The following is a 25,256-nucleotide window of genomic DNA, read 5'->3' as shown; positions in this document are numbered from 1 at the left end:
ATTTCGACTGGGTTGAGCGCTTCGGACACCGACCGCGCCGCGCTCGGACGCGCTTCGGGCTCGACATTGCGAGGCGACCGGCGGGCCGATCCGGCGACCGGAATCGATGTACTCCCCGACCGTGCCGTGCCCAATGCCGCCTCCGGCCGATCGCTCCCAGACGATCCGGCAGCAGGGATCGGCGCGGTCACCGCGGCATCCGCCGCCACACTGCCTGTGGCAGCAGGCGCATGACGAAGAACACCGGTTGCAGCACCCGTGGGCACCACACCCGACCTGCGCGGCGACGGAGACCATTGACCACCGCCTCGGCGACCTGGTCCGGCGTGCTCGAGAACGGAGCCGGGTCCATGCCCTCGGTCATCCGTCCGATCACGAACCCGGAGCGGACCAGCAGCAGGTGAACACCACTGCCGTGCAGCGCATCCGAAAGCCCTCCGGCGAAACCGTCGAGTCCAGCCTTGGCCGAGCCGTACACGTAGTTGGCCCGGCGCACCCGCACCCCCGCGACCGAACTGAACACGACAATCTGGCCGCTGCCCTGCGTACGCAGCAAATTCGCCAGCGTGGTGAGCACACTGATCTGTGCGACGAAGTCGGTATGCACCACCGCGAGCGCATGCGCCGGATCCTGCTCGGCCCGCGCCTGATCTCCCAGCACCCCGAACGCGAGCACGGTCACCCCCAGTCCGTCATGCTCGGCCGCAAGCTTCTCGAGCAATGCGGGGTGACTCGCCGTGTCATCGGCATCGAACTCGACGCAGTGCACCGCGGTCGCCCCGGCGGCAAGCACACTCGCGCTCTCCTCGGTCAACTCGCCGCTACGCCGCGCCGCGAGAATTACCACCCGCCCCGACGCCAACCGCCGCGCCACCTCGAGCCCGATCTCGCTGCGCCCACCGAGCAACAGCACCGGCCCGTCGGCAATCCCGCCACCTCGCAATCCCATGCCCTCAGTTTGCTCCCCCACCGCTGCGCACCCTGCGCCGACCATCCGACAACGCGACAGCACGCCCGCACACCGGTGATTCCGTGCGACCGTGGTGCCGCTCGGTCACCGACGGTCGCCACTGGCCGCCACATCGACCACGACTACGGTCGTGGGATGCCGACCAGCACAGCACAGCTGTCCCCGACCGCGCTCGAGTTCGTCGCCGAGCGGCATCTCGCAACGCTGACCACGTTGCGAGCAGACGGCACCCCGCACGTTGTCGCGGTGGGGTTCACCTGGGATCCCGAGGCCGGGCTCGCGCGGGTGATCACCAATGACGGATCGGTGAAAGTGCGCAATGTGCGCCGATCGGGGTACGCGGCGGTCAGCCAGGTGGACGGCATTCGCTGGCTCACCCTCGAAGGCCCGGCAACGGTCCTCGACGACCCCGACAGCGTCGCCGAAGCAGTCGATCGCTACGCCGGACGCTATCGCGTGCCCAGGGAGAACCCGACCCGCGTGGTGATCGCGATTCAGGTGCGGCGAGTGTTGTCGAGCAGCACACTCAGGACCTCGAGCTGAAGTCCGCACGCCTCGGGCGACTGCACGGTGCCCCTGCCGCAGACTGCGACAGTGCCCGGCTTACAACACCGTCAGCCCGTGCGGGCGATTGTTCATCGACTCGCAGCCGTCCTCGGTGACCACGACGATGTCTTCGATCCGGGCGCCCCAGTCGCCACGGAAGTAGATGCCGGGTTCGATGCTGAATGCCATGCCCGGCTGCAGGATCAGGTCGTTGCCCGCGACGATATACGGCTCTTCGTGCACGGAAAGGCCGATGCCGTGACCGGTGCGGTGCACGAAGGCGGGGCCGAAACCCGCGGCGGTCAACGGGTTTCGCGCCGCGGCGTCGATCGATTCGGCGGTCACGCCAGGACGGACCGCGGCGACCGCGACGGCCTGGGCCTGTTCGAGTTCAGCGAATTGCACCGCCACATCCGGGCTCGGTTCGCCGAGCACGTAGGTGCGGGTCGAGTCGGAGTAGTAGCCGGGCTCCACCGGACCGCCGATATCGATCACGACCACATCGCCCTGCTCGATGACCCGCTGCGACACCTCGTGGTGCGGGTCCGCACCGTGCGGGCCGCTGCCGACGATGACGAACGCGGCCGCGGTGTGGCCCTCCTCGACGATCGCGGCCGCGATGTCGGCGCGCACCGCTGCCTCGGTCCGCCCGGCGCGCAGCCACTCACCCATCCTGGCGTGCACCCGGTCGATCGCGGCTCCCGCCCTGCGCAGCGCATCGATCTCCGCGGCGTCCTTGACCATGCGCATTTCACGCAGCACGGGCGTAGCCGAAACCGGCAGGCCGCTGAAGGATTCCGCCAACGGCAGCAGGTGCAGTGCGGGCATCGCATCGGTGACAGCGACCCGGGAACCGACATGCAGCGCCGACTTCACCAGCTGATACGGATCGGTGCCGTCGACCCAATCGAACACCGGCAAACCGAGATCGCCCGCCGCCGAACCCTCCAGCGCGGCCAGCTCCAACTTCGGGATCACCACCGAGGGCGCAGCACCATCGGCCGGGATCACCAGGCAGGTGAGCCGCTCGAAGGATTCGGCCGCCGACCCGATCAGGTACCGCAAATCCGGCCCCGGCGTGATCAGGAGGGCATCGAGATGAGCGGCCCGCATCAGCTCGACGGCCCGCTCGAGCCGATTACCGTAGACATCCGCCGCGAATCGTGACTCCGTGTGCGAGCTCATACCCCTCGACGTTACCCGCCGCCACTGCCCGGCACGCCGCATACCCGCTTCTGCGACCGCAGCCGCTGGACTCGAGCTCGCCCGACCTGTGGCGGCGCAACACCGTTCATGGATCGTCGGCGCGACGGACAACGCCCGCATGGGCTCATCGAACTCAGCCCGTCGACACGAACCTCCGACGCGCGCCCCTGAACGCAGCGCCCGCGCGTCCGATCCGGACTGTCGGTGCCGAAAGCCGAGTCGGCAGCGCAGTCACCGAGGTTTGTCGGGATGGGCAGGTAGCCTCACCAGCGTGACTTCAGCCGCGACTTCCGGTGGACCTCTCCTGCTGCTCGACGGAGCGAGCCTATGGTTCCGCGCATTCCACGCGATCCCCGAGAAGATCACCGCGCCCGACGGCCGGTCGGTGAATGCGGTGCGTGGTTTCACCGACATGGTCGCGTCGCTCATCACCAAGCATTCGCCGAGTAGGTTGGTCGTTTGTCTCGACCTGAATTGGCGACCTGCGTTCCGTGTGGAGCTGGTGCCCTCGTACAAGGCGCATCGGCTCGACACCTCGACGGACGCCGCCCCCGGCGCGGAGGAGGTGCCGGATCGGCTCACCCCGCAGGTCGAGATGATTCTGGAGGTGCTGGCCGCGGCGGGCATCGCGGCAGGCGGCGCGGAGGGGCTGGAGGCCGATGACGTGCTCGGGACGCTCGCCACCCGGGAGCGCACCGACCCGGTGGTGGTCGTCAGCGGTGATCGTGATCTGCTGCAGTTGGTGCGCGACGAGCCTGCTCCGCAGGTGCGGGTGCTCTACGCGGGTCGTGGACTGGCCAAGGCCGAACTGTTCGGCCCCGCCGAGGTCGCGGCGAAATACGGTGTGCCCCTGGCGAATGCGGGACGGGCCTACGCGGACATGGCGACACTGCGCGGTGACGCATCGGACGGGTTGCCCGGAGTGGCGGGCATCGGTGACAAGTCCGCCGCGCTCTTGATCTCCCGCTTCGGTTCACTGGAGGCGCTGCAAGCCGCCCTCGACGATCCGGCCGCGGATCTTTCGCAGGGTGTGCGCGCGAAGCTGCGGGCCGCCGAGACATATCTGAAGGCCGCCGCTCCCGTGGTCCGCGTGGTCTGCGATGCCGAAGTCGAACTCTCCCGATCGGATACGCTCCCCACGACTCCCGCGGACCCGCAACGGCTGCGCGAACTGGCCGCCGAATACAACGCGGAAAGCCCCATCGCGCGCTTGGTCACCGCGTTGACGGCGGCCAACGCCTCCTGACACGCCGCACAACGGAGTCGGTCGGAGTGCGCACCTCAGTGCAGCGCCGATGAAATGATGTGCGCCGGGCGGTATTCCGCCCGGGCTCGGTGACTCACCGGGCGCCCGCGCCGCAGCGCGAGCGTCCCGGTATCGAAGTCAGTTGGGACGGCCGACCTCATAGGTACCGTCGTCCTTGGTGATCTTGACGGTGACCTTCTTCTGCTCACCACTGACCTTCAGGCTGCAGGTGAAAGTCGCGTCGACCTCGACCTTCTGGCCGGAGGGGCAGGACACATCGGCGACGTCCTGGATGCCGTAGGAGTCCGAAAGCACCTTCTTGACGCCGTCTTGCACCGCGGTGTTGTCCAGCTCGTCCTTGCTGGTCAGCACCAGCACCAGGGCGATGATGGCGCCGACCACGAGCAGCGCGCCGACACCGAGGCCGATGATCAGGCCTTTGCCCTTGCCACCGCTCTGGGTGGGGATCTGCTGAGCCTGTCCCCATTGCGGCTGCTGGCCCTGCTGACCCCACTGCGGCTGCTGGCCCTGCTGGCCCCAGTCCTGCTGGGGAGGCTGCTGCGGCTGCTGGCCCCAGTCCTGCGGACCCGGCTGGGCGGGCTGCTGACCCCATTGCGGCTGATTCGGCTGGCTGGGCTGCTGACCCCACTGCGGCTGATTCGGCTGGCTGGGCTGCTGACCCCACTGCGGCTGATTCGGCTGGCTCGGTTGCTGACCCCACTGCGGCTGCGGAGGCTGCGACTGATCCCACTGCTGGGTCGGCGGCGCAGTCTGCGGCGTCTGGGACTGGCCACCCCACGGCGACGGCGACGCGCCACCGGGTGTCTGCTGTCCGCCCCACTGCTGGGTGGGGTCGTTGCGTCCCTCACCGGGACCAGGGGCGTCGTTCGGTCCGTACGGGCCGCTCATCTGCTTGCCTCCACTCGCATCGTTGTACATACGGTAGCCCCCCGCGTGAGACTCGTCGCAGAACAGAACCAATCCCATTTCCGAACCGATCCTGTCCGACTCCTCCGCCACGGTCGGTACGCGAAAGAAATCAAATCACAATCGAATCGGCTACGCCGCGTCCACCGCGACGACACCCCGTCGGATTGCCCGCACCGCCTTCGCCGCGGTCCCGGCGATCTCCGGGTCATCGGCGGTGCTGTGGATCTGATCGAGCAGGTCGATCACCTGCCTGCACCAGCGCACGAAATCGCCCGCCGACAGCGGGGTGCCCCGATCGCCGCTGGCCAGCAACGACTCGGCCAACCCGTCGCCACGCGCCCATTTGTACACACCGGTGACGAATCCCAGATCCGGTTCGCGGGTCGGCTGCAGCTTGTGGCGGGCCTCGTCCGAACGCAACTGCGTCCACACCCCGACCGTGCCGCCGACCGCCCGCCGGATCGGCTCCGTCGGTCCGCTCGCGCCGAGATATCCACCCTCCTGGCGTGATTCGTAGACCAGGATCGACACCACGGCGGCCAGCTCGGCGGGCCCGAGCCCACGCCACAGTCCCAGGCGCAGGCATTCGGCGACGAGCAGGTCGCTTTCGGCGTAGATCCTGGCCAGTCTGCGCCCCTCCGAGGTCACCTCGCCCTCCTGCACGAAACCACGCTCGTCGAGCAGCGCGAGAATCCGGTCGAAGGTTCGGGCCAGCGAGTTCGTCGTCGCGGCAACCTTCTGGCGCATGGTTTCGGTCTCGCGCGCCAACCGGTTGTAGCGCTCGCCGACGCGGCTCATCTGCTCACGATCGGCGCGAGTGTGCGCCGGATGCGAGCGCAGGCTGCGCCGGAGTGTGTCCAGTTCCCGATCCTCGGCAGCCTTGGATCGCTGGCCACGCCGCTGGCGGCCCGGCGCCGAGATTCCGGTACTGCGCAGCGCCGAGGCCAAGTCACGGCGGATGCTCGCGGTCCGGTGGTCGACCCGGCGGGGCAGACGCATATGACCGAGCGCCTTCGCGGGCACCGGGAAATCGGCGACCGATACCCGGCCGGCCCATTTGTCCTCGGTCAGTACCAGCGGGCGCGGGTCGCCCGGGGTGGCATCCGGTTCCAGGATGACCGCGAGCCCAGCCCGGCGCCCGGACGGAATCGCCACCACATCACCGCGTCGCAGCGACGTCAGCGAGCTCACCGAAGCGCCCCGGCGGTCGGAGCGGTTCTGCTGTTCGAGCTGCCGTTCTCGTTGTTTGATCCGTTCGCGCAGCGAAATGTATTCCAGGAACTCACCGTCCGCGCCGCCGAGCTGGGTGCGCAGTTTGCGCAGCTGGTCCTCGTTGCGTTCGATGCCGCGCACGAGCCCCACCACCGAACGGTCGGCCTGGAACTGCGCGAACGAGCGCTCGAGCAGGGCGCGGGCCTCCGCGGCGCCCATCCGGTCGATCAGGTTGATCGACATGTTGTAGCCGGGCCGGAACGAACTGCGCAGCGGATAGGTCCGTGTCGAGGCGAGACCGGCCACCGCACTGGTGTCGACCTCCGGCTGCCACAGCACCACCGCGTGGCCCTCGACGTCGATGCCGCGGCGGCCCGCACGGCCGGTGAGCTGGGTGTATTCGCCCGGGGTCAGCTCGGCGTGCGACTCACCGTTGTACTTGACCAGACGCTCCAGCACCACCGTGCGCGCGGGCATATTGATGCCCAATGCCAGCGTCTCCGTAGCGAATACGGCCCGCACGAGCCCCCGCACGAACAATTCCTCGACGGTGTGCCGGAAGGCGGGCAGCATGCCGGCGTGATGCGCGGCGAGCCCGCGGTGCAGCGCCTCGCGCCACTCCCAATAACCGAGCACTTCGAGATCGTCCTTCGGCAGATCTCCGGTGTGCTTCTCGATAATGGCGTCGATCGCCTCGGTCTCGTCGTCCCTGCTCAGGTCCAGCCGAGAGCGCAGGCACTGCGCCAGCGCGCCGTCACAGCCCGCCCTGCTGAAGATGAAGGTGATCGCGGGCAGCAGCCCTTCGTCGTCGAGCTTGGCGAGCACTTCGGGCCGGGGCAGCGGGCGGAAGTCTCGACGTGGCCCGCCGCCGCGACCGTTGCGCGGCCCACCCCAGCTGTTCATCCGGTCCGCGCTCTCACGCTGCCGGATATAGCGGACCAGGTCTTCGTCGACGAGGATCTTCTGCTCGCTGGAGTCGGTGTCGAACAGGTCGAACATCCGCCGCCCGACCATCACGTGCTGCCACAGCGGCACCGGGCGTGTCTCGTCGACCACGACGGCGGTGTCGCCCCGCACGGTCTCCATCCACGCGCCGAATTCCTCGGCATTGCTGACCGTCGCGGACAAGCTGACCAGCCGCACATCGGGCGGCAGGTGCAGGATGACCTCTTCCCACACCGCGCCGCGGAATCTGTCCGCGAGGTAGTGCACCTCGTCCATCACCACGAAGGCCAGCCCGCGCAGCGCATCCGAGGAGGCATAGAGCATGTTGCGCAGCACCTCGGTGGTCATCACCACCACCGGCGCACCCGGATTGATCGACTGGTCTCCGGTGAGCAGACCCACCTGATCGCGGCCGTGCCGCTCGGTGAGATCGGCGAACTTCTGGTTGGACAGCGCCTTGATCGGCGTCGTGTAGAAGCACTTTCCACCCGCGGCGAGCGCCAGATGCACCGCGAATTCACCGACGACGGTTTTGCCCGCACCGGTCGGCGCACACACCAGCACGCCGTGGCCGCCCTCGAGGGCCGCACAGGCGTCGCGCTGAAATGGATCCAGGGTGAAACTCAGCTCGGCGGAAAACTTTGCCAGCTCGCCTACCTGCGACCGGTGATATGACACCGTCAGAGGGTATCGGAGTAGTCCGACATCGGTCGCCCAGATTTCTCTGTCGGTTCGACGATCGACTCGGAGGGCCGGATCGGCTCTGGGCCGCTGAGCGAGGAGGCTTCCTCATCCGACAGCGCCGCAAGACTTTCGCTTTCCTTGCGTGCGCGACGCCGATCGTTGATCCGGGCGAACTGCACGGCCACCTCGAACAAGACGGTCAGCGCCAGAGCCAGCGCCAGCATCGAGAACGGGTCCTGCGGAGTCACGATGGCGGCAAAGACGAAGAGCCCGAAGATCAGTCCGCGGCGCCATGCCTTCAGCCGGGCGTAGGTCAGCACCCCGACCAGGTTCATTCCGACGATCAGCAACGGTGTTTCGAAGCTGATGCCGAAGATGATCAGCAGCTGAATGATGAATCCGAAATACTGCGAACCGCTCAGCGCCGTGATCTGCGCGTTGTTGCCGATGCTCAGCAGGAAGCTCAACGCATGGGCGACAACGACATACGCCAGCACCGCACCCGTGGTGAACAGCACGGTGCCGGACGCCACGAACCCGACCGCGTACTTGCGCTCCTTGGCGTACAGGCCCGGGGTGATGAACGCCCACAACTGGTACAGCCAGATCGGCGCGGCGAGCACCACGCCCGCCGTCATGCCCACCTTCAATCGCAGCATGAACTGTTCGAACGGGGCGGTCGCCAGCAATCGGCAGGCGCCGTCCGGTGTGAGCGAGGCTCGGGAGGAGGCAGGCAGCGAACAGTACGGCCCGAGCAGAACATCGCCGAGACTCTCGAGGCCGAAGATCGAATGCGAATACCAGAAGAAGCCGAACAACGTGGTCAGCAGGACCGCGGCGATCGAAATCAGCAGTCGGCTGCGCAGCTCTTGCAGATGCTCGACCAACGACATGGTGCCGTCGGGATTCGTCCTGCGCTTGCTGTGCCGAGGATCGAACGGGATTCGCATGGTGGTGTGTTGGCCCCTGGGTTGGATGTGCCCGCGTCGGCGGCGGCGGCGTCGATCGGCGGGCAACAGCGCTATGCCCGGAGTGAGTGCGACTCACCCCGGCGCTGAAGCTCGACTCAGACCGACTTCGGCGTGGTGTGGGGCTCCGCGACGGTCGCCTGCGGCTGGGCGATCGTCGCCTGCGGCAGCTCCTGGACCGGTTGCTGAACCGGTGCCGCGCTCGCAGGCGCGGTGCTCTCGTTCTGCATCTGGCTGACCTCGCTCTTGAAGATGCGCAACGACCGGCCCAGGCTGCGGGCGGCGTCGGGCATCCGCTTCGCGCCGAAGAACATCACGAAGAGCCCGGCAATGATCAGCCAGTGCCAGATGCTCAGACTGCCCATGGTTAACCTCCCAAGAATGTGGTAGCTCCGATGCTACCGGACCATGACGTGGGCGAACTCCCGCGTCAGTACTCGTTTGCCCGGCGTTCAACCCCGGCCGGTGGCGGCCGCCGCCCGCAGCTGTTCCCAGAGTTCGGGGCCCGTCCAGGTACGCCGGTCGCCGTGTTCGGCGGCCACGATCAATTCGATCAGTCGTTGATTCACCGGCGTCGGCGTACCGACCATCGCGCCGAGGCTCACAATTTCGCCGCACAGCCAGGAGATCTCCGTCTTGCGGCCGAGGGCGAGATCGTCGGCCATCGACGAGCGCGCGACCGGGTCGATGGCCAGCACCTGACCCGCTACCCGCCGAAAGATCCCGTCCGGAACGGTCAGCAGCCGGACCATGAGCCGCGGCGGCAGCGGGGTCAGCCGGGCCGGGCGAATTCGCGCTCTGTTCATCGCGGCGAGCGCTTCGCCCTGGGTGAGTGCCAGGCAGCGGCGGTAGTTCCGGTCGGCGAGTTCCTCGCGCAGCGGCCTGCCGGACAGCGCGTTGATGGGATTGTTGAGATTGAGCAGTAACTTCGCCCACTGCACAGGCAGCAGGTCGGGATGGCGGCGCAGCGGCAGCCCGGCCTGCGCGAAGAGCTCGACGAAGTGCGCCAATGCCGGATCGTCCTGCACGGCGAGCCCGCCGTCGGTGCCTCGATGGAAACGACCGTCTCCGTGGTGGACGACGTTGAACATCACCATGCCCGCAAGCACCACACAGGTAGGCAGGACATCCCGGATCACGGTGTCGTTGCCGATCCCGTTCTGCAGGCTCAACACGACGGTGCCCGGGCGAATCTTGCCGGCCAACTCGCGCACCGCCTCGGAGGTCGCCGCCGATTTCACGGTGACGAGCACCAGGTCCGCCGACCCGACGTCCGCAGGCTCGGTGGCCACCCGGAACCCGTCCGCGGCCACTACGTCATCACCGCCGTCGAGGTCGGTCAGGTGCAGCCCGGACGCGGTGATCTCATCGAGTGTGCGACGCCTGCCGACGAACGTCACGTCCGCGCCTGCCGACGCCAGCTTGCCGCCGACGAAGGTACCGATACTCCCGGCGCCGAGCACCATCACGTGACAGGTCACACCGGCCCGACTTCCGCTGATCCGGCTTCTTCGTACGCCGCCAGCGCGGCATTCGAGCGCTCACGCACTGCGGCGACCAACTCGGGCGGCCCGAGCACGGTGACACCCGAGCCGAAGCCGAGCAGCAACCGCGCCATCCAATCCAGGGTGGCGAACCGCATGGTCGCCTCGAGACTGCCATCGGGATGCACGGCCAGCCGATGCATCGGATACTGGTCGAGCACCCAGCCGTAGTCGCCGCGAATCCGTAAGCGAGCCAAGGGAACCGCGGGATCGTCCTGGAACAGGTCGAGTGCGGCGGACTCCTCGGTCGCATGGCTGGGCGGTCGAGCCTGCTCGTCCAGTTCGGTGGCCGCCTCGATCCGGTCGAACCGGAACAGCCGCACCCCTTCGGCCTGCCTGCACCACGCCTGAAGGTAACTGTTGTTGTCCACCAAGACGATTCGAATGGGATCGACGACCCGTTCGGACACCACATCGCGACTGGCCGAGTAGTAGACCAGTCGCAGCACGTGCTGGCGAGCCAGCGCAGAGCGCACCGTCGCCACCGCGGGCGCCTCGACCGGCGCGCTCGACGACTCCCCCAGCCCCACGCCTTCGGCAGATCCACCGTGGGAGATGGCCGATTCGATTTTCGCGATCGCCGCGTGCGCCGCCGTCGGATCGACCATGCCGGGCATGTCCACGATCGACCGCAATGCGACAAGCAAGGCCGTCGCCTCGGTGGAGGTCAGCCGCAGCGGACGGTCGATGCCCGCCGAAAAGGTCACCTCGATGCTCTCCTCGGAGAACGACAGATCGATCAGATCACCGGGTCCGTAACCGGGCAGCCCGCACATCCACAGCTGATTCAGATCGCCCATCAGCTGTTTGGTGGTCACGCCGAGATCGACGGCCGCCTCGGCGGCGCTGATCCCGGGATGGGCGATGAAATACGGGATCATGTTCAGCAAACGCGAAAGCCGAACAGATAACCGTGAGCTCACGCTGTCACCTCCGTGCGATCGAAGACCGACCGCAGTCTCGCGACGACATCGGCGCGCAGTTCCTCCGGCGCGAGCACCACCGCATCGGGTCCGAGCCCGGTGATCAACCGCGCCAACCAGTCGCGGGAGCGGACGGGCAGCTCCACCACGACACCGTGACGTGCGCCGATCATCCGGTCGCCGGTGATCCGGCCGAGCCTGCGGATTTCCCGACCGCGATCGTCGGCCACCCACACGGTGGCCGAGCCGGTCACCGGAGCGCTGCCGGTGACGGTGTCGACGATGGCGCGCAGGTCCACCCCGTCCGGCTTGCTGACAGCGTTCGGCGGGCCGTACGCGGTCACATCATCACCGATCCGCGAGAGCCGGAAGCTGCGCACCGCGTTCCGGTCCCGGTCGTGACCGACGAGATACCAGCGGCCGTGGTGGGTGACCACACCCCACGGCTCCACATCGCGCATGAGATAGGGCGCGTTGACCGCGCCCCGGTGTTCGAACCGGACCGCCTGCCCGGCGTCGATGGCCGTCAGCAGTTTGCCGAGCACCGGTTCCGAGCCGCGAGTCCGCGCGGGTACCGCAGGCACCGACGCCACCGCGGCATCGGTCTCGACGTGGATTCCGGCCGCGCGCAGCTTGAGCAGCGCGCCCTCGGCCGCAGCGGCGAGCTCCGGCGACTCCCACATCTGCACGGCGACCGCGACAGCCGCGGCCTCCTCGCTGGTCAAATCGATCTCGGGCAGCTCGTAGGCGTCGCGGTTGATCCGGTAGCCCTCCATCGTGGAGAACCGGCTCACCGGCCCTACCTCGAGCGGAATGCCCAGGTCACGCAGCTCGTTCTTGTCTCGCTCGAACATCCGGCTGAACGCTTCGTCGCTGACCGACTCCTCGTAGCCGGCGACGCTGTCCCGAATCCGCTCCGCGGTCAAGAACTGCCGGGTCGACAGCAGCGCGATGACCAGATTCATCAGCCGCTCGACCTTGGATATCGCCACCCGAACAGGGTAATGGGCCGGGCGGCGCAACGGCGCGGCGGCGCACTATTCGCGCGCTACGGACATGTCACACTTGTCGAATGATCGTCGCTTTCTCCGTGACTCCGCTCGGTACTGGCGTCGACGTCGGCCGTGCCGTGGCCGAGGCGGTCCGGGTGGTCCGGGCCAGCGGACTGCCGAACCGCACCGACGCCATGTTCACCACGATCGAGGGCGAATGGGACGAGGTGATGGGTGTCGTGAAGCAGGCCACCGACGCCATCCTCGCGGTCGCGCCGCGGTGCAGTCTGGTACTCAAGGCCGACATCCGGCCCGGCGTCACCGACGCGATGACCACGAAAGTCGAGAAGGTCGAGCGGTATCTGACGGAGTCCTAGCCACCACTGTTCGCTTCGGCCACAACAGTTTTCGTCGACAGCAAGGGGGCCCGGGTTCCGAGGAAACCGGGCCCGCTGCCCGAACGCTCGCTACATCGAGGCGATGAGCCGGTCGACACGCTCGTCGACCGAGCGGAACGGGTCCTTGCACAGCACGGTGCGCTGCGCCTGGTCGTTCAGCTTCAAGTGCACCCAGTCGACGGTGAAGTCGCGACCCGCCTCCTGCGCGGCGGTGATGAAGTCGCCGCGCAGCTTGGCCCGGGTGGTCTGCGGTGGAGTGTCGACCGCCGCGTCCACGGCTTCGTCCTCGGTGACACGCTTGGCCAGGCCCTTGCGCTGCAGCAGGTCGAAGACGCCGCGGCCGCGCTTGATGTCGTGATAAGCCAGATCCAGCTGGGCAATCTTCGGATCCGACAGCTCCATACCGTAGCGGTCCTGATAGCGCTGGAACAGCTTGCGCTTGATCACCCAGTCGACCTCGGTGTCGACCTTCGCGAAGTCCTGTGCCTCGACCGCGTCCAGGGTCCGCCCCCACAGGTCGACGACCTGGTCGACGTGGGGATCGCGGTCGCGGTTGCGCAGGTGCTCGACGGCGCGCGCGTAGTACTCGCGCTGGATCTCCAGGGCGCTTGCCTGCCTGCCGCCAGCCAGCCGAACCGGGCGCTTGCCGGTCAGGTCGTGGCTGACCTCACGGATGGCGCGGATCGGGTTGTCCAGGGCGAAGTCGCGGAACGAGACCCCCGCCTCGATCATTTCCAGCACCAGCGAGGCCGTGCCGACCTTGAGCATGGTGGTGGTCTCGGACATGTTCGAGTCGCCGACGATCACGTGCAGACGGCGGTATTTCTCCGCGTCCGCGTGTGGCTCGTCGCGGGTGTTGATGATCGGCCGCGACCGTGTGGTCGCCGAGGACACACCCTCCCAGATGTGCTCGGCACGCTGCGACAGGCAGAACGTGGCCGCCTTCGGCGTCTGCAGGATCTTGCCCGCCCCGCAGATCAGCTGGCGGGTGACCAGGAACGGCAGCAGCACGTCGGAGATCCTGGAGAATTCACCGGCGCGGACCACGAGAAAGTTCTCGTGGCAACCGTAGGAGTTGCCCGCCGAATCGGTGTTGTTCTTGAACAGGTAGATATCACCGCCGATGCCTTCCTCCGCGAGGCGCTGCTCGGCGTCGATCAACAGCTCCTCCAGCACCCGCTCGCCCGCCCTGTCATGGGTGACCAGCTGGGCCAAGTTGTCGCACTCGGCCGTGGCGTATTCCGGATGCGACCCGACATCGAGGTAGAGCCGAGCACCGTTGCGGAGGAACACGTTCGAACTACGTCCCCAGGAAACTACCCGGCGGAACAAATACCGGGCTACCTCGTCAGGGCTGAGCCGGCGGTGTCCGTGGAAGGTGCACGTCACACCGAATTCGGTCTCGATCCCCATGATTCGTCGCTGCACACTATCGACATTACAGCCATGTCATGTACTCGCGTGGGGGTGCGGACAACCCGGATGCATACGTCTTCACAACGATTTTGCACGTCGGCGCAACATTCGACGGAAAAGTACCGGCTACGAACGAGACCCCCGACGCTCCGTGGGACGGAACACCGGGGGCCTCGACGACCGGATACGGCGACGATCACTCCGACTTCGGAGCGTCCTCCGCTTCCGCCGCGGCGGTCGCGGCGGCGGCCTTGCTCTTGCTGCCCGATTTGCTGCCGGCCAGCAGCCCTTCCAGGGCGGTGTCCGAAACCCGGCGGAACGCCCGCCGCGGCCGGGCCTGCTCCAGCGTGGCGACCTCGAGCGAGCTCACCCCGAGTACGCGCTTCTCCTTGTCCGCACCCTCGGGAACACCCGCGGTCAGCGCCTTGACCGCCACGCCGACGGCCGAGGACAGGTCGAGACCGGGCTGATAGGACGCCTTCAACGCGGTGAGGATCGGTTCGGTCGTACCGCCCATCACCACGTATTCGCGCTCGTCCACGATCGAACCGTCGAAGGTGATCCGGTAGAGCACCGAGGTCGGCGTCTGCTCCGGATACCCCACCTCGGCCACACAGATCTCCACCTCGTACGGCTTGAGCTGATCGGTGAAGATCGTGCCGAGAGTCTGCGCGTAGGCGTTGGCGAGGCCGCGACCGGTGACATCGCGCCGGTCGTACTGATAACCCTTCAGATCGGCCTGCAGGATGCCGCCGCGGCGCAGCGCCTCGAACTCGTTGTACTTGCCGACCGCGGCGAACCCGACGCGGTCGTACAACTCGCTCACCTTGTGCAGCGTCGCCGACGGGTTCTCGGCGACGAACAGCACGCCCTTGTCGTACACCAGCACGATGACACTGCGACCACGACCGATGCCCTTGCGCGCAAGTTCGGTCTTGTCGCGCATGATCTGTTCGGCCGACGCGTAATACGGCAGTGTCATGCTTGCGCACTCCCTTCTTCCGCGGCCTCGCGGTCGGCGACGATCCCGCGCGCGATCTCCGCCAGACGCTCCTCCGGCACCAGATCGGCGCCCTCCTCGTTGACGACGATCGCCGTCGGATAGATGCCGCGCATGATGTCGGGACCACCGGTAGCGGTGTCGTCATCGGCCGCGTCGAAGAGCGACTCGACGGCGATGCGCAACGCGCGGTCCTCGTCGATTCCCTTGGCGTACAGCTTCTTCAGCGAAGACTTGGCGAAATTCGAACCGGAACCCACAGCGGTGTAGCCGAAACGTTCCTCGCTGCGGCCGCCGACCACATCGTAGGAAACGATGCGGCCCGCTTTGTCCGGATCGGTGGCGTATTCGTCGTAGCCGACGAGCACCGGGACCACCGCAAGACCCTGAAGCGCCGCGGGCAGGTTGTCCCGCACCATCTTCGAGAGCTTGTTCGCCTTACCGTCGAAGGTCAGCGAGACGCCTTCGATCTTCTCGTAGTACTCGAGCTCCACCGCGAAAAGCCGCACCATCTCGATGGCCATGCCCGCGGTGCCCGCGATGCCCGCCGCCGAGTAGGTGTCGGTGATGTACACCTTCTCCATGTCCCTGCTGGCCAACAGGTTTCCCATGGTGGCCCGCCGGTCACCGGCGATCAGCACGCCACCGCGATAGGAGACCGCGACGATGGTGGTCCCGTGCGGAGCCAGGTCCTTCGCGGCGGTGCCACCGGAGCTACCGGTGGCACCCTCTATCGCGGCGAATCTGTTGCCGGGCAACAGTTCCGGTGCGTGCATGCGGAGATGTTCGGTGAATGACGAGAGAGCGTGTCCCGGGTGGAGACGCAACGGGTCACCTGCTGTCACTGGCCACCCTTCTGCACGTACGCACGAACGAAGTCTTCCGCGTTCTCCTCGAGCACATCATCGATCTCGTCGAGCAGGTCGTCGGTCTCCTCCGCCAGCTTCTCGCGGCGCTCCTGTCCGGCGGCGTCTACGCCCTCCGGGCCCTCATCCTCGTCGCCGCCCCCGGCGCGCTTGGTCTGCTCTTGTGCCATGGCAGCCGACCTCCTCTGTCCTCATCATGACCAGGGCTCATGGTCCGAGCACGGCCCTGATCATGAGCAATGTCCGTGCTCGTCCTTCAACACTACCCAGCGACACCGACACGGTGTCGTATTCCGAGCCGATGTGCGGCCGAGTCGACACCGGATCTCACTCAGGTGGTCAGCTGTTCGACAAGCTCGGCGGCGGTGTTGACGCCGTCGAGCAGCTTGCCGACGTGCGCCTTTGTCCCGCGGCGTGGCTCGAGCGTCGGGATGCGCACCAGCGAATCCCCGCCGAGATCGAAGATCACCGAATCCCAGCTCGCGGCAGCGATATCGGCGCCGAAGCGGCGCAGGCACTCACCGCGGAAGTAGGCACGGGTGTCGGTGGGCGGCTTGGTCATCGCATCGAGAATCTGCTGCTCGGTGACGAGACGTTTCATCGATCCGCGTGCCACGAGGCGGTTGTAGAGCCCTTTGTCCAGCCGCACGTCGGAGTACTGCAGGTCCATCAGGTGCAGTTTGGGCGCGGCCCAGCTCAGGCCCTCACGCTTGCGCATCCCCTCGAGCAGACGCAGCTTGGCGGGCCAGTCGAGCAGGTCGGCGCATTCCATCGGATCGCGTTCGAGCAGGTCGAGCACCATCGCCCAGTTCTCGATGATGTCGCGAACCCGGGGATCGTCGTTGGCGCTGCGTGCCACGTACTTCTCCACCCGATCCAGGTAGATGCGCTGCAGGGCGAGGCCGGTGAGCTCACGACCGTCGCTGAGCGCCACCGTGGCGCGCAGGGTGGGGTCGTGTGAGATCTGGTGCACCGCGGTGACGGGACGGGCCAGCTGCAGATCCGACAGGTCCTCGCCCGCCTCGATCAGGTCCAGCACCAGCGCGGTGGTGCCGACCTTGAGGTAGGTGGACATTTCGGCCAGGTTGGCGTCGCCGATGATGACGTGCAGCCTGCGGTACTTGTCGGCGTCGGCGTGCGGCTCGTCGCGGGTGTTGATGATGCCGCGCTTGAGCGTGGTCTCCAGGCCGACCTCGACCTCGATGTAGTCGGCACGCTGGGACAACTGGAAACCGGCGTGGTCACCGGACTGGCCGATGCCGACCCGACCGGAACCCGTGATCACCTGACGCGACACGAAGAACGGGGTCAGGCCGACGATGATCTGATTGAACGGGGTTTCGCGGCTCATCAGGTAGTTCTCGTGGGTGCCGTAGGAGGCCCCCTTGCCGTCGACATTGTTCTTGTACAACTGCAGCCGCGGTGCGCCCGGCACGCTCGACGCATGCCGCGCCGCGGCCTCCATCACACGTTCGCCTGCCTTGTCCCAGATCACCGCGTCCATCGGGTCGACGACCTCGGGTGCGGAGTACTCGGGATGCGCATGGTCGACATACAGCCGGGCGCCGTTGGTGAGGATCATGTTCGCCGCACCCACCTCGTCGGCGTCGATCACCGGCGCAGGCCCGTTCATCCGACTCAGGTCGAAGCCGCGCGCATCGCGTAGCGGCGACTCCACCTCGTAGTCCCATCGAGTTCGCTTCGCGCGCGGCACACCCTCCGCCGCCGCATAGGCGAGAACCGCCTGGGTGGAGGTGAGGATCGGGTTGGCGGACGGCTCGGTGGGAGTGGAGATGCCGTATTCGACCTCGATGCCGATGATGCGCTGCATAGCGACGAGCCTAGTGTGCAGTCGGCGAAGACCGTCGACAGTCCCGCACTTGAACGACGGCCGCGGCCCCCGATGTCCCGAGGCGGCGAAAGTCCGTCGTCGGCATCCGCGCTCGGTCGAGGGCATCGTCCATCCGGCGGACCTCGATCTCATACCGTGGGTGGTACTTACGGAGGACCTGTCCCGGCCCGGGTGAACGGGATATTCGGAGCATGACCGAATCGATCGCCGATTCCCACTCGGATACCGCGGGGCGGCACCGCACAACGGACGAGCCGAGCACGGCAGCACCGACTCCCGCCGCGCCCTCGCGAGTCGTCGCGCTGGATGTGCTGCGTGGCATCGCCATCCTGGGCACGCTCGGCACGAACATCTGGATTCTCACCCATGCCGAAGGCCTCGTCGGCTACCTCGACGAGCTGCGCACCGACGCGACCGGCTGGATGTGGGTCGAGCGGGTCATGCAGCAGATGGCGCAGGGTAAGTTCCTCGGGCTGCTCACCATCATGTTCGGCATCGGGCTTGCCATCCAGCAGGGTTCGGCCACGCGAGCAGGCCGCCGCTGGCCGGGCAGCTATCCGTGGCGGGCCGGGCTGCTCCTGCTCGACGGACTGCTGAATTTCCTGTTCGTCGCCGAGTTCGACGTGCTGATGGGGTACGCGCTCACCGGACTGGTCGTCGCCTTCATCCTCGCGACAAGCGCACGGGCGCAACGTCGTTGGCTGATCGTCGCGGCGGGCCTCCACGTCGCGATGTTGACATTGATCGCGGTCGGCATGGCGTTCGATTCCCGGTCGGACTCGGGGCCGAGGGCAGCGCTCGACCCGAATCCCTATGCCGACGGATCGTTCTGGGATCTCGTGCTGTTCCGGCTGGAGAACGCGGGTATGTTCCGATTCGAGGCGATCTTCGTGTTCCCCATGTCGATCGCGCTGTTCCTGGCCGGTGCCCGGCTGTTCCGAGCCGGGGTCTTCCGGCCCGAAGGCGCACGAATCCGCAAGCGGCTCATGATCGCCGGGTTCGCGCTGGCGGCTCCCCTCGATCTGATCGTCGGTGTACTCGGTGGGGGCGACATGCTGCTGTTCACCCGATACGGCACGGCACCGGTCGTCGCGTTCGGCATCCTGGCACTGGTGGCCGAGTTCTTTCTGCGCCGCCCGCGTGTCGGATTCCTCGGCCGCCGCCTCACCGACGTCGGCCGTACCGCACTCAGCTGCTACATCCTGCAGAACCTGGTGGCGTCGATCCTGTGCTACGGCTGGGGTTTCGGCCTCGCCGCCCGAGTGTCGCCCGATGCCCGCATCCCCTTCACCGTGGGCATCTATCTGCTGGTCGCCCTGATCATCGTCGCCTTCGCGCACCTCTGGCTGCGCCGCTTCGAGCGTGGGCCGGTGGAGTGGCTGTGGAATGCCAGTTACCGCGCGCTCACTCGCGAACGCTGACCGGTGCGGTCAGCCGATGTAGTGAACTACTCGACCGGTGTTGTCCGGACCGCCGTTATCGGCGATGTAGACGCCGCCGTACGTGGTGGCGGCAAGGCCCTTCACGTCGACGAGGCCGCTCAACGACAGGCGGGTCGCCACCCCGCCCTCGAACCAGGGCGGCAGCTTGTAGACGATATCGTCGCCGCCGAAATAGAGCGCACCCGATTGGTCTACGGCCACGGCTCTCGGGCTGCGGAGGCCCGCGAAATCCTGCCTCGCGCCGGAGACGCTGTAGGCCAAGAGCCTAGCCGCCGGGCCATTCACCTGTGCCGCCGCTCCGGTGTACAACCGGCCCTTGCTGTCGATCGCGAGGCCGACATAGTCGAGCGGACCGGGTATCCCCCGTGCCTGAACAACCCCCGCACCGCCACGCTCCCACATCCACACCTGCTGAATGTTGTCTCCGTTGGCCGAGTTTCGCGCCAGGATGTAGACGGTTCGCCTGCTGTCGACCGCCAGCCCTTTGATGTCGCTGAAGCCGGTGAAAGGCAATGTCTCTGCGGTGGCCGCGCCCGAACCGAGCATGAACACCCGCGACGAATCGGCGACATAGACCGCGCCGGTCGAGTCGAGCGCAAGTACCCGTGGACGGTCACCGCCGTCGAAGGGCGGGAACGGCAGCTCTACCGCAGTCGCGGAGCCGCCCGGCAGCTTCAACACACTGTTATCGGCCACATATACCGTCCCGGCATCATCGACGGCCACCGCGTTCGGCGAGACGAGCGACGGAAACGGGAGGGTCGCGATCGCGGCTGAGGCCGAGGCCATGGAACCACCAACGGCCGAGGATTCACCTACGTCGTAGAGCCATGGGAGTTTTCCGCTCCGTGCGAGAACGAAGGTCGAGATCGCCACAACCAGCAGCATGACTGCCGCCACCGCGACAACCAGGTGCCTGTGAGGTGACAGCCGCCTTCGGATCATTGCGAAGGACGCACCCGCCATAGAGGTTTTGACAACCGGTCGGCTGCCCAGAGCGGCTCCGAGAGACTGTTGGTCGTTCGAAGGGATCTCCGATCGAGCATCCGATGCGGTGTCGGCAGGTTGCGCGCCGGGCCCGAGGGGGCTCGGCGAATCGGGGTCAGCGACGACCATCGTCTCGGCTGTGCGACCGCTTGCAGCCGAATTCGACCCCTCCGCCGAAACCGCACCCTGGTCGGACGAACCCGCGGGGACCGGCTCGACCACTATCGACACCGGGCGCGCACCTCGGCTGCCGCTCGCCGCACCTAGCGCTGAGACCGAATCCGTGAGATCCGGTTCGGCCACAGCAGCCACCGATGTGGGCTCGCCTTCGACCGCACCACGCAAATCCCGCTGGGCCGAGACCGATTCCGCAGATTCCGGCCCCTCCGCAACAGACGGCGTGGCCGCATGTGATTCGAGCCAATTGTGCGCCGCGGCCGAGACCGACCTGCTGTCGTCGTCGAGCAGGAAGCGCGCTTCGTCGCGCAGCCGGGCTCGAACCGCCGGATTTCCGATCTGGTGCAGATGATCGAAATGTTCCAGCGCGGTGAGACGTTCGCGCGACAGCGGACTGTTCAGCGCGTTGCGCACGTACCCGGGAATCGTCCAGTTGACGTTCGCGGCCAGCACCGTGCGGCCCTCGACGTTGTCCTGCTTCTTCGGGCGCTGTTGTGGCCGCTCCTCGACGACTTTGTCATGGACATAGCTGTAGAGCTCGTCAATGGTGATGTCACCGTCGTGATCGAGGTCCGCGCTGCCGTCGCGCAATCCGGCGACCAGATGTCTGGTGAACACCGATTGCTGTGCCGTGCCGCGGATTACGCCGCCCTCGAACGCATACTGCGTCGCGTCGGACGCGGTGAGTACGGTGCGACCGCGACCGCCGAGCCGTTCCACCGCGTGCACCGCATCCCCCGACTTGGCGATCGCGCCGGAGGGAAATGCTCCGCTGTAGCAGCAGTCCAGGATCAGCACCTGACGCCGCGACGGACTGTTCGTCATCGCGTAGTCGAGCTGGTCGGCGGGTAGCGAGGTGAACAGCGGGCTGAGGGGTCGTGTGTTGGTGGTGGCGAGATAGAGCTTGCCACCCTCGTCCTTCAGCCCGTGACCGCTGAAATACAACAGGGTCAGATCATCTCGCCGCACGTGCGTGTAGAAATCGCCGACCGCCTCACCGACCTTGTGATGTGGCTCGTTGATCAGGGCGGTGACCTCGAAACCGCCGATCAGCGGGTCCCGCAGCACCTCGGCGAGCGCCTCCGCGTCGTGCGCGGGCGCGATCAACCCGCGCAGGCCGGGATCGTCGTAATCGTAGGTTGCGATGATCAAGGCGATACGCCTTCTCACCGCCGTCGCCCGTCCGCGTTGTGCCGCACCAGGAATGCCTCGATCAACGCGCCACGCTGCTCGGCCGTTGCCCGCTCCAGCTCGATGGTGTCGCCGTCGATCGTGACCGATATCTTGCGGGCCGCGGCCTGCCGGTTGAGCCAGTCACGCAGTGTCTCGATCACCGCGGTGAAAACTCCACCGGATGCGCTCAATGCGATAACCAGTGCGCCCACCGTGACAGGGTCGGCCGACTTCGCCGCGTCCGGCGGCGGACCATCGCGAACCAGTGCCACCGAATCGATGTCGAGTTCGGACAGTTCCGCGCGCAATTGCCGCGTGAGACGGTCCACGTCGTCGGTATCGGAATCCGCGGCCAGGGCCATCACAATTCTTGCCGTCAGCACGTGTGCTGCGTCGTCCCCGCTCATTCGACCACCTCCCGCGGCCATCTCTTCAGGCCCACATGTTCCCGCACCGAACCTGCCCGCACAAGGCTTCCACCGAAAGCCCGTCATGTGGTCGGCGGATTCGGCACAACGGCGAGCCATGACCGCGCACGCATCATTGCCTGATCACATAATCGCACGTCGGGATACCCACGTGACGACGCAGCGCCGCCTGCCCGCCGGGTAGGGGCGGACGGGAATACGAGTACGCAGCTACTCGTGTCCTGCGCGGGACCCCGACCAATATGTTCATCGCCGATTTCTTCCGCAGCGTCTACGACTTCATCGCCACCGAATGGCAGGACACCTCCGACGGCGCGGACCCTGCCGGCGTCACCACCGCGATCGGCGGCAGCGGCTTCATCATGCACCCGGACCACCCGGCGTCCCACCCGTTGCCCGCCAAGAACGGCCGCGAGGCGCATTTCAACCACATTCACATGCAGATCGGCAAAACCGGCACGAAATAGCTACCGTCGTCGGTGTGACACTCGCCGACCGGTATCCCTTGCTGCACACCCCCACTCGCTGGGAGTGGGGCGGTCTGGACGTCCAGTTCTCGGCCGACCCACCGCCCGATGACCTCGTGACGAACATCCATGTCATCTGTTTCATCGGTAGCGAAATCGTGCTGTGCCGCGACGACCGCGACGTGTGGCTCGTCCCGGGCGGCACCCGGGAGGCGGGCGAGAGCATCGACGAGTGTCTGCGGCGTGAGCTGCGCGAGGAGGCGGGCGCCCGGCCGGTGGGCTCGGTTCGGTGGCTCGGCGCCCACTATGCGACCTCCGATCATCCCGCGCCCTATCGCGATTGGCAGCCGCACCCGCACAAGGCGTGGCTGTGGTGCGCTGCCGACGTCGTCCTGGAATCCGCGCCCAGCAATCCCGACGATGCCGAGAACATCATCGAGGTGCGCGCATTCCCGATCCCCGAGGCCATTCGGCTCGCCCGCACCGACGGCGATCACATGGCCGAATTGCTAGCGCTCGCAGTGGAACTCCACCGCCCGTAGTTCACCCTGCGTGCGCGCCAAGGGTTTCCGTGCAGGCCGCGCACGTGATGGTGTTCCAGCGCACACAGCACTGGGCGGTACCCAAACCCGATCGCGCGGTCGCGGCATGGGAGCACCGGATGTTCCGCTGTCTACCCGCCTCTCAACGGTCGTACCGTTGGGCAATCTGTTGGGGTACGAATCGCTGATCCCGGAGTTCATGCACCCGGGACTCATGCGGCGCGTCGAGACCGTCGCCCGCGAATATCTGCGCCGCCGGGCTGCCGACCAGGAACTGCGCCGCAGCCTGACCCCTGACCGCCGTTTGTCACCGGTGACGTCATCCAGTCCACGTACTTCAGCTGACCCGGGCGAAATCGAGCCGTCGACCACATGAATTTGGTCGAATGCACAAGGCCGCAGGCAACAGTCTTGGTGTTTGCCGCTGGCGCCACTGCTCGGCCGTGCGGTGAGGTGAGAGATGCCAACGAGGTCGGCCGAGTCGCCAGTACGACGGTGGGCCTCGACCAGTTGTGAGCAGAAGGTTGGGTCTTGGTTTCATCGACAGTCCCGGCGGGCGCGGCCCGTCCGGACACGCTGTGTGCCGCATTCCAGGCGAATGCCGCGAAGTATCCCGACGCCATCGCCTTGCGCACCATGGGCGGTGCCGTCACGATCACCTGGCGGGCTTATGCCGATCGAGTGCGCACCATCGCCGCCGGGCTGGCCGGACTCGGTGTGCGCCCCGGCGACACGGTCGCGCTGATGATGACCAACCGCCCCGAATTCCATGTGTGCGACACCGCCGTTCTGCACGCAGGCGGCACCCCGTTCTCCGTGTACAACACCAACCCCGTCGACCTGCTCGCCTACCAATTCGGCAACGCGGGCAACAAGGTGGTGATCTGTGAGCGCCAGTTCGCGCCGCAGATCCTCGCGGCGGCGGCCAAGGCCGCCGAGCACGGCAACCGGGTCGAGCACGTGATCTGCGTCGACGAAGCACCGGATGGCACGATTGCCCTTTCGGCCGTCGAGGCAGCGCCGCTGGAGGATTTCGATTTCGACACCACCTGGCGCGCCGTGAAACCCGATGATCTGCTGACCATCGTCTATACCTCGGGCACCACCGGCCCGCCCAAGGGTGTCGAGCTCACCCACACCAACTTCATCGAAAACGCCCGTGTCATCGAACAATTCGGCGGCGGCGGACCGGACGATCGGGTGATCTCCTACCTACCCGACGCGCACGCCGCCAACCGGTGGTTCGCACACTATCTGACCATGCTCGAGGGCGGCGAGATCACCACCGTCGCCGTTTTCGGGAAGGTGGCGGACGCCCTTACCGAGGTGCGTCCAACAGTCTTCCTCGGCGTACCGCGCGTGTGGGTGAAAGTCAAAGGCGCTCTGGAGGATCGATTCGACGCCCAGGGCCCGATCAAGCGCCGTTTGGTGCGCTGGGCGATCGGCGTCGGCCGCGTGAAGGCTCGGGCGATCTCCGACGGCCGCAGCCTCGGCCCCCTGGATCGACTCCGGCACCGGGTCGCCGAGCGCCTGGTGCTCGCCCCCATCCGCACCCGCCTCGGCCTGGATCGGACGCGCGTCGCGGTCACCGGATCGGTGGCGATCCCGCCGGAGGTGCACGAATTCTTCCTTGGTCTCGGTCTGCCGTTGTGCGAGGGGTACGGCATGACCGAATGCACCGCGGGAGCAACACTGAACGGGCCGGACCGGGTCAAGATCGGCACCGTCGGCAGGCCGCTGCCCGGCGCGGAGGTGAAACTCGGCGACGACGGCGAGGTGCTGATCCGCGGCAAGATGGTGATGCGCGGCTACCGCAACGACCCGGAGAAAACCGCGGAAACGGTGGACGCCGACGGCTGGCTGCACACCGGCGACGTCGGCATCATCGATGCCGACGGCTACCTCGCGATCGTCGACCGCAAGAAGGAACTGATCATCAACGCGGCAGGCAAGAACATGTCGCCGTCCACTATCGAGAACACCGTCACCGAGAACTGCCCGCTGGCCGGCACCGTCGTGGTGATCGGCGAGCAGCGCCCGTACAACACCGCGCTGATCTGCCTCGACCCCGATCTGAGCGCCGCGTTCGCGCAACGCAACCAACTCGCCGAAGCCACCGTCGCCGAGTTGGCGAAGAACCCGGAGGTGCTCGCGGTGATCGAACGAGGCGTCGCGGCCGCCAACAGCAAGCTCTCTCGCGTGGAGCAGATCAAGAAATACCTCGTGCTCACCGAGGTGTGGGAGCCGGGCAGCGACGTTGTGACCGCCACCGGCAAACTCCGGCGAATCCCGATCGCCACCCGCTACGCGGATACGATCGAGTCCCTCTATTCGACATAGTC

General features: G+C 66.9%; 24 protein-coding genes. 8 read left to right on the top strand and 16 right to left on the bottom strand.

Translation table 11 applies throughout. From position 1 onward, the window contains the following. Nucleotides 1-187 precede the first annotated feature (187 nt). Nucleotides 188-949: an SDR family NAD(P)-dependent oxidoreductase gene (locus ACFU4Z_RS16910; protein ID WP_379063817.1), complete on the bottom strand. Its 762-nt coding sequence runs from the start codon at nt 947-949 to the stop codon at nt 188-190. Between the two features lie 156 nt (nt 950-1,105). Between ACFU4Z_RS16910 and ACFU4Z_RS16905 the strand changes: the two genes are divergently transcribed. Continuing rightward, complete coding sequence (locus ACFU4Z_RS16905; protein ID WP_379063815.1) at nt 1,106-1,513, top strand: PPOX class F420-dependent oxidoreductase; 408 nt, start codon at nt 1,106-1,108, stop codon at nt 1,511-1,513. Nucleotides 1,514-1,573: 60 nt separating this feature from the next. Here ACFU4Z_RS16905 and ACFU4Z_RS16900 read toward each other — a convergent pair whose 3' ends face one another. After that, nucleotides 1,574-2,701 carry a M24 family metallopeptidase gene (locus ACFU4Z_RS16900; RefSeq protein WP_379063813.1) on the bottom strand — a complete coding sequence of 376 codons (1,128 nt, stop codon included), beginning with the start codon at nt 2,699-2,701 and terminating at the stop codon, nt 1,574-1,576. Between the two features lie 292 nt (nt 2,702-2,993). Between ACFU4Z_RS16900 and ACFU4Z_RS16895 the strand changes: the two genes are divergently transcribed. After that, complete coding sequence (locus ACFU4Z_RS16895; protein ID WP_379063811.1) at nt 2,994-3,968, top strand: 5'-3' exonuclease H3TH domain-containing protein; 975 nt, start codon at nt 2,994-2,996, stop codon at nt 3,966-3,968. Between the two features lie 138 nt (nt 3,969-4,106). On the opposite strand, the gene ACFU4Z_RS16890 is transcribed toward ACFU4Z_RS16895, so the two are convergent. The 7 genes from ACFU4Z_RS16890 to ACFU4Z_RS16860 all read right to left on the bottom strand — a co-directional run bounded on the left by ACFU4Z_RS16890 (nt 4,107) and on the right by ACFU4Z_RS16860 (nt 12,166). Continuing rightward, nucleotides 4,107-4,877, bottom strand: a complete 771-nt coding sequence (locus ACFU4Z_RS16890) for a DUF4333 domain-containing protein (protein WP_379063809.1) — start codon at nt 4,875-4,877, stop codon at nt 4,107-4,109. 150 nt (nt 4,878-5,027) lie between these two features. Next, complete coding sequence (locus tag ACFU4Z_RS16885) at nt 5,028-7,733, bottom strand: DEAD/DEAH box helicase (protein ID WP_379063807.1); 2,706 nt, start codon at nt 7,731-7,733, stop codon at nt 5,028-5,030. 2 nt (nt 7,734-7,735) lie between these two features. Further along, nucleotides 7,736-8,689 (bottom strand): twin-arginine translocase subunit TatC, encoded by a 954-nt coding sequence (gene tatC / locus ACFU4Z_RS16880; protein WP_379063805.1) that lies wholly within the window; start codon nt 8,687-8,689, stop codon nt 7,736-7,738. Between the two features lie 116 nt (nt 8,690-8,805). Next, entirely contained in the window at nt 8,806-9,072 is a 267-nt protein-coding gene (tatA, locus tag ACFU4Z_RS16875) for a Sec-independent protein translocase subunit TatA (protein WP_364904726.1), read from the bottom strand. A gap of 87 nt (nt 9,073-9,159) precedes the next feature. After that, nucleotides 9,160-10,188: a 2-dehydropantoate 2-reductase gene (locus ACFU4Z_RS16870; protein ID WP_379063802.1), complete on the bottom strand. Its 1,029-nt coding sequence runs from the start codon at nt 10,186-10,188 to the stop codon at nt 9,160-9,162. After that, nucleotides 10,185-11,174, bottom strand: a complete 990-nt coding sequence (locus ACFU4Z_RS16865; RefSeq protein ID WP_379063800.1) for a helix-turn-helix transcriptional regulator — start codon at nt 11,172-11,174, stop codon at nt 10,185-10,187. The genes ACFU4Z_RS16870 and ACFU4Z_RS16865 overlap by 4 nt, the downstream gene beginning before the upstream one ends. Continuing rightward, complete coding sequence (locus ACFU4Z_RS16860; protein WP_379063798.1) at nt 11,171-12,166, bottom strand: helix-turn-helix transcriptional regulator; 996 nt, start codon at nt 12,164-12,166, stop codon at nt 11,171-11,173. The genes ACFU4Z_RS16865 and ACFU4Z_RS16860 overlap by 4 nt, the downstream gene beginning before the upstream one ends. Nucleotides 12,167-12,246: 80 nt before the next feature. Here ACFU4Z_RS16860 and ACFU4Z_RS16855 point away from each other — a divergent pair, with 80 nt between their 5' ends. Then, nucleotides 12,247-12,543, top strand: coding sequence for an MTH1187 family thiamine-binding protein (locus ACFU4Z_RS16855; RefSeq protein ID WP_379063796.1), 297 nt, complete (start codon nt 12,247-12,249; stop codon nt 12,541-12,543). Nucleotides 12,544-12,633: 90 nt separating this feature from the next. Here the strand turns inward: ACFU4Z_RS16855 and pafA are convergent, their stop codons facing one another. The 5 genes from pafA to dop all read right to left on the bottom strand — a co-directional run bounded on the left by pafA (nt 12,634) and on the right by dop (nt 17,677). Next, nucleotides 12,634-13,992, bottom strand: a complete 1,359-nt coding sequence (gene pafA / locus ACFU4Z_RS16850) for a Pup--protein ligase (protein WP_379063794.1) — start codon at nt 13,990-13,992, stop codon at nt 12,634-12,636. A 184-nt stretch (nt 13,993-14,176) separates the two neighbouring features. Beyond that, nucleotides 14,177-14,962 (bottom strand): proteasome subunit alpha, encoded by a 786-nt coding sequence (gene prcA, locus ACFU4Z_RS16845; RefSeq protein WP_328400448.1) that lies wholly within the window; start codon nt 14,960-14,962, stop codon nt 14,177-14,179. Further along, nucleotides 14,959-15,756: a proteasome subunit beta gene (prcB, locus tag ACFU4Z_RS16840; RefSeq protein ID WP_379063792.1), complete on the bottom strand. Its 798-nt coding sequence runs from the start codon at nt 15,754-15,756 to the stop codon at nt 14,959-14,961. The genes prcA and prcB overlap by 4 nt, the downstream gene beginning before the upstream one ends. Before the next feature lie 65 nt (nt 15,757-15,821). Further along, the gene (locus ACFU4Z_RS16835) at nt 15,822-16,016 is read right to left on the bottom strand and encodes a ubiquitin-like protein Pup (RefSeq protein ID WP_019047503.1); all 195 of its coding nucleotides are present in this window, start codon (nt 16,014-16,016) and stop codon (nt 15,822-15,824) included. A gap of 161 nt (nt 16,017-16,177) precedes the next feature. Then, nucleotides 16,178-17,677 carry a depupylase/deamidase Dop gene (gene dop / locus ACFU4Z_RS16830; protein ID WP_379063790.1) on the bottom strand — a complete coding sequence of 500 codons (1,500 nt, stop codon included), beginning with the start codon at nt 17,675-17,677 and terminating at the stop codon, nt 16,178-16,180. A 212-nt stretch (nt 17,678-17,889) separates the two neighbouring features. Here dop and ACFU4Z_RS16825 point away from each other — a divergent pair, with 212 nt between their 5' ends. Continuing rightward, nucleotides 17,890-19,119 carry a DUF418 domain-containing protein gene (locus ACFU4Z_RS16825; RefSeq protein ID WP_379063788.1) on the top strand — a complete coding sequence of 410 codons (1,230 nt, stop codon included), beginning with the start codon at nt 17,890-17,892 and terminating at the stop codon, nt 19,117-19,119. Nucleotides 19,120-19,128: 9 nt separating this feature from the next. Here the strand turns inward: ACFU4Z_RS16825 and ACFU4Z_RS16820 are convergent, their stop codons facing one another. Both ACFU4Z_RS16820 and ACFU4Z_RS16815 read right to left on the bottom strand, forming a co-directional pair. Then, the gene (locus ACFU4Z_RS16820; protein ID WP_379063786.1) at nt 19,129-21,456 is read right to left on the bottom strand and encodes a caspase family protein; all 2,328 of its coding nucleotides are present in this window, start codon (nt 21,454-21,456) and stop codon (nt 19,129-19,131) included. Nucleotides 21,457-21,470: 14 nt separating this feature from the next. Continuing rightward, complete coding sequence (locus ACFU4Z_RS16815) at nt 21,471-21,884, bottom strand: hypothetical protein (protein WP_379063784.1); 414 nt, start codon at nt 21,882-21,884, stop codon at nt 21,471-21,473. 263 nt (nt 21,885-22,147) lie between these two features. Here ACFU4Z_RS16815 and ACFU4Z_RS16810 point away from each other — a divergent pair, with 263 nt between their 5' ends. The 4 genes from ACFU4Z_RS16810 to ACFU4Z_RS16795 all read left to right on the top strand — a co-directional run bounded on the left by ACFU4Z_RS16810 (nt 22,148) and on the right by ACFU4Z_RS16795 (nt 25,254). After that, nucleotides 22,148-22,372 carry a hypothetical protein gene (locus ACFU4Z_RS16810; RefSeq protein ID WP_379063782.1) on the top strand — a complete coding sequence of 75 codons (225 nt, stop codon included), beginning with the start codon at nt 22,148-22,150 and terminating at the stop codon, nt 22,370-22,372. Between the two features lie 14 nt (nt 22,373-22,386). After that, nucleotides 22,387-22,914 carry an NUDIX domain-containing protein gene (locus ACFU4Z_RS16805; protein ID WP_379063780.1) on the top strand — a complete coding sequence of 176 codons (528 nt, stop codon included), beginning with the start codon at nt 22,387-22,389 and terminating at the stop codon, nt 22,912-22,914. 157 nt (nt 22,915-23,071) lie between these two features. Then, nucleotides 23,072-23,290 (top strand): hypothetical protein, encoded by a 219-nt coding sequence (locus ACFU4Z_RS16800; protein WP_379063778.1) that lies wholly within the window; start codon nt 23,072-23,074, stop codon nt 23,288-23,290. 155 nt (nt 23,291-23,445) lie between these two features. Beyond that, nucleotides 23,446-25,254, top strand: coding sequence for an AMP-dependent synthetase/ligase (locus ACFU4Z_RS16795; protein ID WP_379063776.1), 1,809 nt, complete (start codon nt 23,446-23,448; stop codon nt 25,252-25,254). Nucleotides 25,255-25,256 lie beyond the last annotated feature (2 nt).

Origin of the sequence: Nocardia sp. NPDC057440, assembly GCF_042802915.1 — a bacterium.
Classification (GTDB): domain Bacteria; phylum Actinomycetota; class Actinomycetes; order Mycobacteriales; family Mycobacteriaceae; genus Nocardia.
The sequence above is the reverse complement of the archived record's forward strand: the minus strand, read 5'-3'. Positions and strand labels throughout refer to the sequence as shown.